Source organism: Mesorhizobium comanense (assembly GCF_005503535.1).
Lineage (GTDB): Bacteria > Pseudomonadota > Alphaproteobacteria > Rhizobiales > Rhizobiaceae > Mesorhizobium > Mesorhizobium comanense.
The window spans coordinates 211,252-223,324 of the sequence record NZ_SCNN01000002.1 but is presented as its reverse complement, the minus strand read 5'-3'; the positions used below and the strand labels follow the sequence as shown (position 1 = coordinate 223,324).

General features: G+C 64.0%; 13 protein-coding genes. 9 read left to right on the top strand and 4 right to left on the bottom strand.

The genetic code is table 11. The annotated features are described in order from the left end of the window. Positions 1-94: 94 nt before the first annotated feature. Complete coding sequence (locus FFS37_RS05425) at positions 95-883, top strand: class I SAM-dependent methyltransferase (RefSeq protein ID WP_137929919.1); 789 nt, start codon at positions 95-97, stop codon at positions 881-883. 79 nt (positions 884-962) lie between these two features. On the opposite strand, the gene FFS37_RS05420 is transcribed toward FFS37_RS05425, so the two are convergent. Further along, on the bottom strand, positions 963-2,018 hold the full coding sequence (locus FFS37_RS05420; protein ID WP_137929918.1) for a glycerophosphodiester phosphodiesterase family protein: 1,056 nt from the start codon (positions 2,016-2,018) through the stop codon (positions 963-965). A 94-nt stretch (positions 2,019-2,112) separates the two neighbouring features. Further along, the gene (locus tag FFS37_RS05415; protein WP_137929917.1) at positions 2,113-3,321 is read right to left on the bottom strand and encodes an acyltransferase family protein; all 1,209 of its coding nucleotides are present in this window, start codon (positions 3,319-3,321) and stop codon (positions 2,113-2,115) included. A 123-nt stretch (positions 3,322-3,444) separates the two neighbouring features. Here FFS37_RS05415 and speB point away from each other — a divergent pair, with 123 nt between their 5' ends. From speB to FFS37_RS05395, 4 genes are all read left to right on the top strand, one after another. Beyond that, positions 3,445-4,452, top strand: coding sequence for an agmatinase (speB, locus tag FFS37_RS05410; RefSeq protein ID WP_137929916.1), 1,008 nt, complete (start codon positions 3,445-3,447; stop codon positions 4,450-4,452). 30 nt (positions 4,453-4,482) lie between these two features. Beyond that, entirely contained in the window at positions 4,483-5,409 is a 927-nt protein-coding gene (gene argC, locus FFS37_RS05405) for an N-acetyl-gamma-glutamyl-phosphate reductase (protein WP_137929915.1), read from the top strand. Then, complete coding sequence (locus tag FFS37_RS05400; protein ID WP_210240441.1) at positions 5,406-6,248, top strand: aminoglycoside phosphotransferase family protein; 843 nt, start codon at positions 5,406-5,408, stop codon at positions 6,246-6,248. The genes argC and FFS37_RS05400 overlap by 4 nt, the downstream gene beginning before the upstream one ends. Positions 6,249-6,327: 79 nt before the next feature. Beyond that, complete coding sequence (locus FFS37_RS05395; RefSeq protein ID WP_137929913.1) at positions 6,328-6,651, top strand: hypothetical protein; 324 nt, start codon at positions 6,328-6,330, stop codon at positions 6,649-6,651. A gap of 7 nt (positions 6,652-6,658) precedes the next feature. On the opposite strand, the gene FFS37_RS05390 is transcribed toward FFS37_RS05395, so the two are convergent. Then, complete coding sequence (locus tag FFS37_RS05390; protein WP_137929912.1) at positions 6,659-7,819, bottom strand: COX15/CtaA family protein; 1,161 nt, start codon at positions 7,817-7,819, stop codon at positions 6,659-6,661. 153 nt (positions 7,820-7,972) lie between these two features. Here FFS37_RS05390 and FFS37_RS05385 point away from each other — a divergent pair, with 153 nt between their 5' ends. Both FFS37_RS05385 and FFS37_RS05380 read left to right on the top strand, forming a co-directional pair. Beyond that, the gene (locus FFS37_RS05385) at positions 7,973-8,191 is read left to right on the top strand and encodes a DUF2842 domain-containing protein (protein ID WP_137929911.1); all 219 of its coding nucleotides are present in this window, start codon (positions 7,973-7,975) and stop codon (positions 8,189-8,191) included. Between the two features lie 106 nt (positions 8,192-8,297). After that, positions 8,298-8,702 carry a hypothetical protein gene (locus tag FFS37_RS05380; RefSeq protein ID WP_137929910.1) on the top strand — a complete coding sequence of 135 codons (405 nt, stop codon included), beginning with the start codon at positions 8,298-8,300 and terminating at the stop codon, positions 8,700-8,702. A 36-nt stretch (positions 8,703-8,738) separates the two neighbouring features. Here FFS37_RS05380 and FFS37_RS05375 read toward each other — a convergent pair whose 3' ends face one another. Further along, a complete protein-coding gene (locus FFS37_RS05375) occupies positions 8,739-9,797 on the bottom strand; it encodes a polysaccharide deacetylase family protein (protein WP_137929909.1) in 1,059 nt (352 codons plus the stop codon). Between the two features lie 91 nt (positions 9,798-9,888). Here FFS37_RS05375 and FFS37_RS05370 point away from each other — a divergent pair, with 91 nt between their 5' ends. Beyond that, positions 9,889-11,118, top strand: coding sequence for a GNAT family N-acetyltransferase (locus FFS37_RS05370; protein WP_137929908.1), 1,230 nt, complete (start codon positions 9,889-9,891; stop codon positions 11,116-11,118). A gap of 106 nt (positions 11,119-11,224) precedes the next feature. Continuing rightward, the gene (locus tag FFS37_RS05365; RefSeq protein WP_137929907.1) at positions 11,225-12,061 is read left to right on the top strand and encodes a GNAT family N-acetyltransferase; all 837 of its coding nucleotides are present in this window, start codon (positions 11,225-11,227) and stop codon (positions 12,059-12,061) included. The last annotated feature ends 12 nt before the right edge of the window (positions 12,062-12,073 follow it).

Sequence of the window (12,073 nt, the reverse complement as noted above, 5' to 3'; positions counted from 1 at the left end):
CGTCGCGCGCGGCGCGGCGCCATGCTACGAAACAGGGACCGGCCTTCTCGGTCCAGAGGATATTTGGACAGGCAGTTCTTAGGGGAGATCTCAGATGTCGTCACCCGAACCGATCAAATTCACCGACGGCGCGGCTTACGAGCGCTTCATGGCTCCCTGGAGCCGATCCGCCGGGTCTTTGTTCCTCGACTGGCTGGCGCCGGACTCCGGACGGGCCTGGGTTGACGTCGGTGCCGGCAACGGCGCGTTCACCGAGCTCATCCTAGCGAAGTCCGCCCCTTCGTCCGTTTGCGCGATCGATCCATCCGAAGCGCAGATTGCGGCTGCTCGGCAAAAAATCTCGGCAAAACAGGTAGAGCTGTCGATTGGCGATGCGATGGCCCTTCCCTACGACGCCAACCGCTTCGACGTCGCTGTGATGGCGCTGGTGCTGTTCTTCGTCCCCGACCCGCGCAAGGGCGCCTCGGAAATGCTCCGCGTCACCAAGCCCGGCGGCATTGTCGCTTCCTACACCTGGGACGTCATGCGCGGCGGCACCCCTACGCAGCATTTGTGGGAGGAGATGGATGCGATGGGCAAACCGGCCGCACGTCCGCCGAGCGCGGAGGTCTCGCGTTTCGCGGCGCTGAAGGCGCTTTGGGCGGAGTTCGGCATCCGCGATGTCGAGACGCGCGAGCTTGTCGTCGAACGCACCTTCGCTGACTTCGACGATTATTGGCTATCCATGGTCGTGAGCAGCCCGAGCGGAATCGTCGGGAAGCTGTCGGATGCGGAGAATGCGGAGCTGAAACGCCGACTAAAGGACAGACTGCCGGCAAGCGCCACGGGAGCGATCACGGTTCACGCCTGGTCGACGGCGATCAAGGGGCGAAAGGCCGCTTGATGCGTGCGGCGCCTTACGTCGCCGCTTTCTTCTTCGCTTTCGCCGTTGAACAGCGGCACCATGCGCTCATAGCTCTGGCTCAATTGATGCTGGCGGTTGCGGCAGGTTCGAGGCGTTCGCCCGTCCCCGCGTAAGGCACGCGAAAACCGTTCGCCGACAGCCAGTCGATCGCCGCCTTCGGCTCGTCGGTCTGGATGATGGTTGCGCCGCGATCCGCCCAGAAACCCCAGGCCTCGCGCGGCAGGCTGGCCTGTACCGCCAGTTCGTCGCCACGACCGCCGGCGAGGAAGCCGCCAGGCTTGTTGACGATGGCGTAGGTATCGGCCCAGATGTGCCAGTTGCCGCGCACGGCGGCCGCGCGCATGCGTGTGCTGAACAGCGGTCCGCCGGTTTCGGTCAGCGTCTGCGCGCCCGCCCGCCAGTTGATCAGTTCGATCGCGCGCGGCGCAAAAGCATGGTCGACCGTTTCGGCGAAACCGGCATCATGCACCGCGTCATCGGCGAGGATCGGCATGAACTGGACACCGCCGCCGATGACGGCCATGGCCGCCTTCACCGTGGTGATCCTGGCCTGGTTCCAAAGGTTTTCCTTGACGATGACCTGGTCGGCCATGCCGAGCTCCCGGGCCACCGCGATCATGCCCGGGAGGTCGCCGACTTCGAGCTTGTTGTCGAGATTAATGAGGATCCTGTCCCTGGTCGCCAGCAGCATTTCGCGCAGCGTCGAGACCCTCTCATCGGTGACGGCGCGGGTGCCCTCGACCACCAGCCGGCAGTCCTTCAGTTCGGCCAGCGTGTATTTTACCACCTCGCCCTTGCAGGTGGTGGTGCGGTCGAGCCAGCTGTCATGCATGACGACGAACTGGCCGTCCTTGGAGCGCCGGATGTCGACCTCGACGATCTCGGCGCCCATGGCGATCGAGCCCTCGACGGCCGCGAGGGAATTTTCCGCATAGAGCGTCTTGCCGGCCTGCATGCTGCCGGCCCGGTGCGCGGCCACCATGACATGGTCGCGCCACTGGTTGGCGTGTTCGAAGCGGTCGAGTATCTGCCTGGCGCGGCCTTCGGCGGCCAAAGCCTGACCCGACACCGCGAGCGCGGTCGAAAGCAGAAGGCTCAGCCAGACGGTCCGCATCGAGAATCGCTCCTTGCCGGATCGAGCCGGGGATAGGCGATGCCCGTGACGGCCACGTGAACGAAGCCGCCTAGCGGTTGGCGGGCGATGCGGTTCAGATGCGCTTGGACAGCCGGCGAAACCAGGCCATTGCCGGCATTTCGATCAGCCGCCAGGTCGCCCATGAAACGGCAATGGTGGCAGCGAACATGACAATGATCGCCGCGGTGCCTGCCCAGCCATTGCCGAAGCCCGTCGCCGGCTGGCCGCGCAGCATGAAGTCGCCGACAAGGCCGACGCCGAGCTTGCGCTCGACGAGCCCGGCGATGTTGATGAGCCGCGCCTGGACGAAGATGTGGACCATGTAGATCGAGTAGGACAGCGCGCCGAGCGTCAGCATGAACGGCGTCCTCAGCAAGGCGGAAATCCAGCCGCCTTCATGGGCGAACAGGAACAGCGCCAGCACAAAGACCAGCGGCGCCGCGATCCCGAGATCATTGTCGCCCGCCAGCGAGACGAACAGGACGATGACCGCCACCATGACGATCTCGGCAAGGGTCCAGTCCATGCGCGCACCGTTCCTGGCGAGAGCCTGTCGCGCCCTTGCAATGGAATCATGCTGAAACCAGGCCAACAGTGCGCCCAGCGAAAAACCGTAGAGACAACGGATGAAGCCGAAATCGTAGGACACATCCATATGATGCGTGGAGAAGCCAAGCAGGAACAGCGGCGCGGTGACGGCGGCGGCAACGAACCATACCCAGGCGCGTGCCCCGGCAACGAACACCACGGCCGCGAACAGGAGGTAGGCGAAGAACTCGGCCGAAATGCTCCAGCTCGGCGCATTCCAGGTCAGCTGATGTTCGAAGCCCATGCCCTGCAGCAGAAGCAGATTGGCGACCAGGCTCCTCAGATCGAAACCACCGGTGAAGGGCGCGGCGCCGGTACCATGCAACTGCGGCAGCATCAAACGCAGCAGCTCGAATCCCGCGAAAGCCGCGAGCATGAAGAGATGCAGCGGGTAGATGCGGCCGAAACGCACCAGCGCGAAGCGGGCGACCTGGTCAGGCTGGTTCAGCCTGCTGCCATAGCTGCTGGCGATGACAAAGCCGGACAGGACAAAGAAGAAGTCGACGAAAAGGTAGGACGAACCAATGAAGGCGCTCTGCGAGATCACAGAAGCGGTGGGGAAATGAAACAGCGCCACAAGCAGCGCACAGATGCCGCGCCACGAATCGAGAACCTGGAAGCGCTCGCCTGCTATCGTGCCGGCGTGGGTCGACACCACGGCATCGGACGGATTAAGAAACGCGGTCTGCGTCATGATGGTACAAATCCTGTCTTGCCGTGGCACCCGGGCGGCGCCGTTTCGTCTCCCCAAGCTGTGACTGGCATCTTCCATGCCGGTTCTGTAGTTGTTGCACCCCGATGAAAACGAGGACCAGTAATGGCGACCAAGAACATCGACCACGCCTTCACCGCCCGCTCCAAGACGGGCGGCGCCCTTGAGCCGACCTATTCCGGCGCGCTGTCGTTCATGCGGCGCAAATACACCAAGGACGTGAAGGGCGCGGACGCGGTCGTGTGGGGCATCCCCTTCGACGCCGCCGTCACCAACCGGCCCGGCGCGCGATTCGGGCCGCAGGCGATCCGCCGCGCCTCGGCGATCCTCGACAACGACCCGCAATACCCGTTCTCGCGCGACCTGTTCGAGCATCTGGCCGTCGTCGACTATGGCGATTGCCTGCTCGATTCGGGCAATCACCAGAAGACACCCGGCGCGATCGAGCGCGAGGCGGCGAAGATCCTGAAATCGGGGGCGTTCCTTTTGACGCTCGGCGGCGACCATTTCGTCACCTGGCCGTTGCTCAAGGCGCACGCCGCCATCCACGGGCCGCTGGCGCTGGTGCAGTTCGACGCGCATCAGGACACCTGGCCCGATGACGGCAAGCGCATCGACCATGGCTCCTTCGTGGGCCGCGCCGTCAACGAGGGCATTATCGATCCCGATCGCTCGATCCAGATCGGCATCCGCACCCACGCGCCGGACACGTTCGGCATCAAGATCCTCTACGGCCACGAAATCGAGGAAATGCGGGCGTCCGACATTGCCTATGCCATCGTCGACCGCACCGGCGGCAAGAAGACATATCTGACCTTCGACATCGACTGCCTCGACCCGGCCTACGCGCCAGGAACCGGCACGCCGGTCGCCGGCGGTCCCTCCTCGGCGAAGATCCTGTCGACGCTACGCCAGCTCAACCAGATCGATATTGTCGGCGCCGACGTCGTGGAGGTTGCACCGGCCTATGATCACGCCGATATAACGGCGATTGCCGGCTCGATGGTGGCCATGCAGTATCTCGGCCTGCTGGCCGAGCGCAAGGCACGGCAGGAAGAGCTCAACAACGGCAATCACAATGGTGCCGCGGTGAATCACGGTCACGGCATATAGTCTTGGAATTTCAGGGAATTTGATCAGGTCATGAAACCGAAAATCTTCATCGACGGCGAGCACGGAACAACCGGCCTGCAGATCCGGGCGCTGCTTGCCGAGCGCGGCGACCTGGAGATCATTTCCATCCCGGCGGAGCGCCGCAAGGAAACAGCGGCTCGCGCCGAATTCCTCAATGCCGCCGATATCGCGATCCTGTGCCTGCCGGACGATGCGGCCAAGGAGAGCGTCTCGCTGATCGCCAATGACACCACCAAGGTCATAGATGCCTCGACCGCGCATCGCGTGGCCGAAGGCTGGGAATACGGCTTCGCCGAAATGGATAAGGACCAGGGCAGGAAGATCGCCTCGGCCAAACGCATCGCCAACCCCGGCTGCTGGCCACAGGGGCCGATCGCGACACTGCGTCCGCTGGTCACGTCAGGCCTGCTGCCCGCCGATTTCCCGATCACCGTCAACGGCATTTCGGGTTATTCGGGCGGTGGTCGTCCGATGATCGAGGACTACGTCGCCAAAGGCGAAGACGCCTCGGAATTCCTGCCCTATGGCCTGACCCTGCAGCACAAGCACGTGCCGGAACTCAGGGCCTATGCGAAGCTCTCGCATGATCCGATCATGCAGCCTGCGGTCGGCAATTTCGCCCAGGGCATGATCACCGTTGTGCCGCTGCAACTCGGCGGGCTCGACCGTGTGCCGACGGGCGCCGAACTCCACGCGGCCATCGCGGACCATTTCGCCGCGATCAAGGGCGGCGTGGTCGAGGTGGCCCCCTATGCGCATCTGGAACGCGTGCCGGAGATCGATCCCGAGGCCTATAACGGCACCAACCGCATGAAGGTCTATGTCTTCGCCAACGACAAACGCGCGCAGGCGCTGCTGCTGGCGGTCTACGACAATCTCGGCAAGGGTGCTTCTGGCGCCGCCGTCCAGAACATGGACCTGATGCTCGGTCTTTGATGGACGCACCGGCATTTCCAGCACGCTGGAAGGTCAGCGCTCCCGAACTCATTGCAGAGACCTTTTCGAGCCGCATCTGGAAGGTGCGGCGCGAGGACGGCTCACCTGCCGTGGTCAAGGCGCTGAAGCCTTTCGACGATGTCGCCGACGAACTGCGCGGCGAGCATTTCCTGGCCTGGCGGCGCGGCGAAGGCGCGGTGCGGTTGCTGGGGCGTGACGGCCACTCGATGCTGCTCGAATATGCGGGCGAGCGAATGCTGTCGCATGTTCTTGCCGAGGACGGCGACGATGCCGCCACCAGCATCGCCGCGGATGTGATGGTCAAACTGTTCTCGCCCGGGAAAGACCCCTTTCCGCGCGAGTTTCAACCGCTCAGGGAGCGCTATGCCAGCCTGTTCAGGAAGGCAGCGGCGGATCGCGACGAGGCTGTCGCAAGTATTTATGTCGAAGCCGCTGCTATCGCCGATCGGCTGCTGGACAATCCGCACGACATTCGGCCGCTGCATGGCGACCTGCACCATGAAAACATCCTGCATGGACCACGCGGCTGGCTGGCGATCGACCCTAAGGGTATCCTCGGAGATCCCGGTTTCGACGCGGCGAACATGTTCTACAACGCGCCCGGCCATGACGAGATCTGCAGCGACCCCGAGCGGATCGCCCAGATGGCGGAAGTCTTTGCCAGGACACTCGGCCAGACGCCGGCTTCCATCCTCGACCACGCCTTCGCCTGGGGCTGCCTTTCCTCATCCTGGCACCATGAAGGCAAGAACGAGAAAGACGAAACCCGCGAATTGTCGATCGCGGCGGCGGTCCGGTCGGTGCGGGCGCATTTCTGACTTCGGCGAGCGCCGGCGGTAACTGCCTGTTCACCATGATCGGCTACTGATTTGTCCTGGCTCCCACCAAGGACTTGTCATGGTCAGCGCGATCTCGGGCTCCTCCTCAACCACCCAGTATTCCTCGTCCAGCGCCTCGAGCAACGCAGCTCAGGAGGCTGCCCTCGAAAAGCAGATCCAGGACCTGGAAGACCAGGCCAAGGCGGTCAAGGATCAGGTTCAGGCAGCCCAGATACAGCAGGACATCGCCACCGCTCAGGCAAAGCTCGACGCGCTCAAGGCAGCAGACGCCGAAAAAGCCGCCAAGGCCGCTCAGGACCAGTCCACGAATTCCGCCGCCGCGTCGCGCCAAGCGGAATTCGACGGCCAACCAACCAGCCAGTCGCATTTGTTCTCGATGTAAGAGGCGGTCAGCCCTGCAGAGCTAGGCGTATTGCGGTCGCCAGGAATGACAGGCAGAAGCCAATAAGTAGCACGTATCTCCGCTTCATAGGTGGGCGCGTCGGTAAAGGATAGGCGCACTTGGTGCCGCGCCAGTGCGCGGCAGCGAAGCCAAGCAGCACCAGAGCAAAGCCCTGATGGGTCAACGCCAGGTGCAGCGGCACCTGCATCAGGAGCGTGCTGATGCCGATCGTGGCCTGAACGACAACCATAAGGAACAGAAGCAAGGCCCGGCGGGCATGGGTGCTGCCGGGCATGTGCCGCAAGACGGCGATCATATGCCAAAGCGCCACGGCAAAGAGCGCATAGGCGCCGATCCTGTGCACGAACTGCACGGTCTTCGGATTCTCGAAGAAGTTCAGCCAGGCGGGCTTCAGGAGCAGCAGGTCGGCCGGGATCACCTGACCATCCATCAGCGGCCAGGTGTTGTAGGACAGACCGGCATGAAGCCCGGCGACGAGCCCGCCGAGATAGATCTGGACCAGCGCGAGCAGCACGATGAAGCCGGCAAGCCGCTGCGTGGAGCGGTCGGCCGCCGGCTCCGAATGCGGCGCCAGCCCCCGTGCCACCACCATGGTCGCGGTGAAGATCAACGCGGCGAGCGTCAGATGCGTCGCCAGCCGGTACTGGCTGACCGAGACGCGATCGACCAGCCCCGAGGCCACCATCCACCAGCCGATTGCGCCCTGCAGCCCGCCGAGCGCCAGAATGCCGACGAGCTTGAGCCCCAAGCCTCTTTCGATACGGCGCGTCGCCCAGAAAAACAGCAGCGGCAAGGCGAAGACGACACCGACGCTGCGCGCCAGGATGCGGTGCGCCCACTCCCACCAGAAGATCGACTTGAAGTCGTCGACGCTCATGCCCTTGTTGATTTCGGTATATTGCGGGATCTGCTGGTAGCGCTGGAACTCTTCCTGCCATTCGGCGTCGTTGAGCGGCGGGATGACGCCATGAACCGGTTGCCATTGGGTGATCGACAGGCCCGAGCCGGTCAGACGGGTGGAGCCGCCGACCAGGACCAGCCCGAACAGCACCAGGAGCACAATGTAGAGCCAGGCGCGCACAAGAGCCCGGTTTTGCAGGTCACGGTCGCGGGCCTGATAAGGCGCGGCAGCTGATATGGCGGCCATCGGTTATTCCAGCATGTTTGAAATCGGCGGATTGGTGGACCATCGCACCCGCGCTGGCAAGTCCGGGCGGCGCGGCACGCCGTCGCGCCGCCCGTCCCGGGTTGCGCGTGCCCCGCGTTCGGCCTAAGCGATAGCCATCAACGAGGCCGCCCAATGTCCATTCGCCTGAAGAAACTGATCGGGATGTTCCTGCTGGTGGCGCTGGTCATCGTCTATGCGCTGGTTGCGTCGATCTTCGCGGTCGCCCGCCTCTCGGAATCCGGGGCCTGGGTGCATTTCCTGTTCTTCCTGCTCAGCGGCCTTCTGTGGGTGCTGCCGGCGATGGGCATCATAAAGTGGCTGATGCTGGAGCCGCCGCGCTCCAAGGGGTGAGCGGAACGCTTCCAATCGTCCCCTCCGCAAGGCTGAAAACAAGAACGTGATTCAGCCGCAAACGGACTTCAGGCTAATGTGACGGCATCCGCTAGCGGGGGCCGTCATGCCGATAAGGATGTTCGCGGGGCTGCTTCTTCTTTGCAGCTTGTGTGCGGCCTCGATCGCGGCGGCCGAAACCATCGACGTCTCGGATGCCCATGGCGGCAGCGTCGCCGCCTACAGCCAGCGCTGGAAGGCGCTCGCGGCGCGCGGCGTCAATGTGCGCATTGTCGGCAAGTGCCAGTCCGCCTGCACGGTGCTGCTGGGTTACATCCCACGCAGCCGCATCTGCGTGATGCCGGCGGCGAGTTTCGGATTCCATCTGGCGCATCGCACCGACATGACCGGCGTCCTGTGGAACGCCTACGCCTCGGACATCAGGGGCTGGATAAAGGCCCATGGCGGCCTGACGTCGGATTTCAAATGGATGAGCGCTCCGGACACCTACCGCTACTTCCACAAATGCTGACAATCCGCCGACGTTTGGTCGATAGGGAAGCAGTTCTCAGACAGTGACGACCATCTTGCCGGCATTGGCCAGCGGCGTCGTCACGCCCGAGAGCATGGTGCGGATGTGGGCCAGGCTCTGGTAGCGGCCGTTGACCGAGATGCGGGGCAAGGCATGCAGAAATCCGGCGTGCTCGGCACGCAGCACGCCATGACGGGTCGTGACGGCGGAAACGTAGCCGGCGTCGCGGGCAAAGCCGACTTCCCGGCAGCCAACGGCGCTGGCATAGCCATAGGGATAGGCGAAGTGGCGCGGTTCGATGCCGAGCCTGGTCTTCAATATGCCCTTCACGGCGTCGGTCTCGTGCCGGGCATCAGCCTCGGAAAGGCGTTTGAGATTGCAGTGGTTCACCGTATGGGCGCCGATCGTGACCAGCGGATGTCCTGCAACGGCGCGGATTTCGTCCCAATTCATCAACGTGCGCAGACGCGGAGCATCCGCGCTGACGCCGTTCGACCTCGCCAGATCGCGCAGTACCGACCGCAGTTCCTTCTCCGGAACCTCGGTGGTCAGGTAGGTATGCAGCCGGGCGATGGCCTGTTGCTTCCTGAGTGGGGTCGTGCAGTCGATCACCGTCGATCCGGCCGGCGTCGCCAGGGTCAGGCGATCGCAGGCATCGACAATGTCCTCGACCACATCCCACCACAGATCGGCGGTGCCGTCGATCAGCCCGGGCGCGACATAGATGGTTATCGGCGCACCATGCTTTTCCAGCACAGGCAGCGCCTCGGTCATGTTGTCGCGATAGGCGTCATCGGCGGTGATGGTGGCGAACCGGCCGCCCTTGCCGCCAGCCTTGATGCGCTCCACGGCTTCGTCCATCGAGACGAAAGCATAGCCGCCCGCCTTCATGTCGGCGATGACAGCGTCGAGGAAGCTGGGCGCTATGTTGAGGTGCCGGTTGACGCTGTCGGGCTTTTCGGGCGTGGCTGTCACGCGGTGCAGCATCAGGATGGCGCCTATGCCGCCGACAAACGGTCTGGCCAGCGGTGCGAGGCCGGTATAGCGGGCGACGTTGAGCGCCAGTTTCCGGATTGCCTCCCCACCGTCGATCATTCATTCACCTTTTGCGCCTAGGCTTATCCAAGCACGGAATACGCCTGAGCGAACCCCCAAATCGGGACCAATACGCCCTAAGGATTGAGGTATGGTTGACGCAGCCGCGTCATTTGACGGCAATCGGCCGGCGAAGACCGAAGCCGCGCCACGCGCCTTGCCGAAGGAAGCCGCCGAGCTTTCGGTTTCCGTTGCCGCCGAGGAAGGGCTCGCCGCTTATGCGAGCTTCTGCGGGACAGCTGTTCACGCGCCGGCTCAGGGCGCGATGTGGGTCCGCAACTGGGCCGCGCACGTCCAGCCGGACCTGCTCGTGGCCACGCTGGACGTCGAAGGCAGGCCCGCGCTCGCGCTGGCGCTGGAGGTCGTGACGCACGGCCCGTTTCGTGTCGCCCGTTTCATGGGCGGCAGCCACGCCAACGGTAATTTCGCCGCCGCCGATCCGCGATGGCTGGCCAGATTGGACTCCGAGGCTTTGCGCCGGCTTTTCCAGGCGATCGCAAAGGGCCGCCCCGACATCGACCTCATCGCGCTGGAACGATTGCTGCCGGACCTGGACGGCATAGCCAATCCGTTTCTGTCCCTCCGCCATTTTGCCAGCCCGAACATTTCGCTGGCCGTCGATCTCACGGGCGGTTTCGACGCGCTTCTGTCGCGCGCAAGCGGCAAGCGCAAACGCAAGAAGCATCGTTCGCAGACACGCAAGTTCGACGCCGTCGGGAGTCACCGCCGCATCGAGGCGCGTGGTCTGGATGAAATGGAGAGGCTGCTCGACGCGTTTTTTGAAATGAAGGAAGTCCGCTTCCGCAAGATGGGCATCGCCAATGTCTTCGGCGACGAGCGCACACGCGCCTTTTTCAGGGACCTGTTCGGGCAAGCCCTGGCAGAGGAGAAACCGCCCTTCGTGCTGCATGGGCTGGAGGTCGCCGGCAAGCTGCGCGCCGTCACCGGATCCAGTCTTTCGGGCAAGCGCCTGATCTGCGAATTCGGAGCGATCGCCGAGGATGACCTCGCGCACACCAGCCCTGGCGACTTTCTGTTCTTCGACAATATCCAGGACGCCTGCGAGGCCGGCTTCGCGGTCTATGATTTCTCCGTCGGCGACGAACTCTACAAGCGGCAGTGGTGCGATATGGAAACGCAGCACCGCGAGGTGCTTGTCCCGTTGACGCTCAAGGGTCGCGCGCTGGGACAGGCGCTGCGCCAGGGCGCCAGGCTGAAAGCCTTCGTCAAGAACAGCCCGACCATCTGGAGATTGACCAAGCTGCTGCGCCGCAAGGCGGTCCGACAGGCCGCACCCGCCGCGGGCGAAGACGACAGCTAAGCCTGCCGACGTCGAAGGGTGCGAGGTCCGAGCCCCGGCGCCGGTGGCAAAGAACTCTTATCCATGCTGAAATCCCGGCAGAAACCGTCGCAGTGGACCAGGCACAATGAAACCAACCATCCGCACGCTGTCGGCCCGGGAGCTTTGTGTCCTTATCGATTGGGCGGCGGCCGAGGGATGGAATCCCGGCCTCGACGATGCGGCGATGTTTCAGGCCGCAGATGCCGAAGGTTTCATCGGGGCCTTTGTCGGCGGCGAGATGGCCGCCGCGATCTCGGCGGTGGCCTATGGGCGCGATTTCGGTTTCATCGGCCTTTACATCTGCCGCCCGGACATGCGCGGCCAGGGCTATGGCAAGGCGATCTGGAGCGCCGGCATGGCGAGGCTCGCCGGGCGCACCATCGGGCTCGATGGCGTCGAAGAGCAACGGGCCAACTACCAGCGCAAGGGATTCTCGCCGGTCTACGAGACCATTCGGTACAGTGGACGGCTGGCAACCCGGTCCACCGGCGCCGGAAACATCCGCCAAATCACCGCGCGCTCGACCCCGGACATCATTGGCTACGATGCCTTGTGTTTTCCCGCGCCCAGGGCCGCTTTCCTGCAGCGATGGCTGCAACCGCCACACCAGGCGCTGGTGGCGATCACGTCACGGGGGGTGGCCGGCTATGCGGTGGCGCGTTCCTGCCGCGATGGCTTCAAGATCGGCCCGCTGTTCGCCGACGACACCGACATCGCACTCGAACTGCTGCAAGGGCTGGCGACCGCATGCGATGGCGGCGACCTGAACATCGACGTGCCGGCCACGAGCACGAAGTTCATCGCGGCGCTGGATGCAGCCGGCTTCGCACCGACCTTCAGCACCACCCGCATGTATCAGGGGCCGACCCCGACGACCGGCGCCGACAGGATATTCGGCGTGACCACTTTGGAGCTGGGTTAACCCGGACGAGAC

Coding starts and splice junctions, on each gene's coding strand:
- FFS37_RS05415 (WP_137929917.1), bottom strand. CDS start 3,321: ATGACGCAGACCGCGTTTCTTAATCCGTCCGATGCCGTGGTGTCGACC.
- FFS37_RS05380 (WP_137929910.1), top strand. CDS start 8,298: ATGCCGATAAGGATGTTCGCGGGGCTGCTTCTTCTTTGCAGCTTGTGT.
- argC (WP_137929915.1), top strand. CDS start 4,483: ATGAAACCGAAAATCTTCATCGACGGCGAGCACGGAACAACCGGCCTG.
- FFS37_RS05390 (WP_137929912.1), bottom strand. CDS start 7,819: ATGGCCGCCATATCAGCTGCCGCGCCTTATCAGGCCCGCGACCGTGAC.
- FFS37_RS05370 (WP_137929908.1), top strand. CDS start 9,889: ATGGTTGACGCAGCCGCGTCATTTGACGGCAATCGGCCGGCGAAGACC.
- FFS37_RS05420 (WP_137929918.1), bottom strand. CDS start 2,018: ATGCGGACCGTCTGGCTGAGCCTTCTGCTTTCGACCGCGCTCGCGGTG.
- FFS37_RS05375 (WP_137929909.1), bottom strand. CDS start 9,797: ATGATCGACGGTGGGGAGGCAATCCGGAAACTGGCGCTCAACGTCGCC.
- FFS37_RS05395 (WP_137929913.1), top strand. CDS start 6,328: ATGGTCAGCGCGATCTCGGGCTCCTCCTCAACCACCCAGTATTCCTCG.
- FFS37_RS05385 (WP_137929911.1), top strand. CDS start 7,973: ATGTCCATTCGCCTGAAGAAACTGATCGGGATGTTCCTGCTGGTGGCG.
- speB (WP_137929916.1), top strand. CDS start 3,445: ATGGCGACCAAGAACATCGACCACGCCTTCACCGCCCGCTCCAAGACG.
- FFS37_RS05425 (WP_137929919.1), top strand. CDS start 95: ATGTCGTCACCCGAACCGATCAAATTCACCGACGGCGCGGCTTACGAG.
- FFS37_RS05365 (WP_137929907.1), top strand. CDS start 11,225: ATGAAACCAACCATCCGCACGCTGTCGGCCCGGGAGCTTTGTGTCCTT.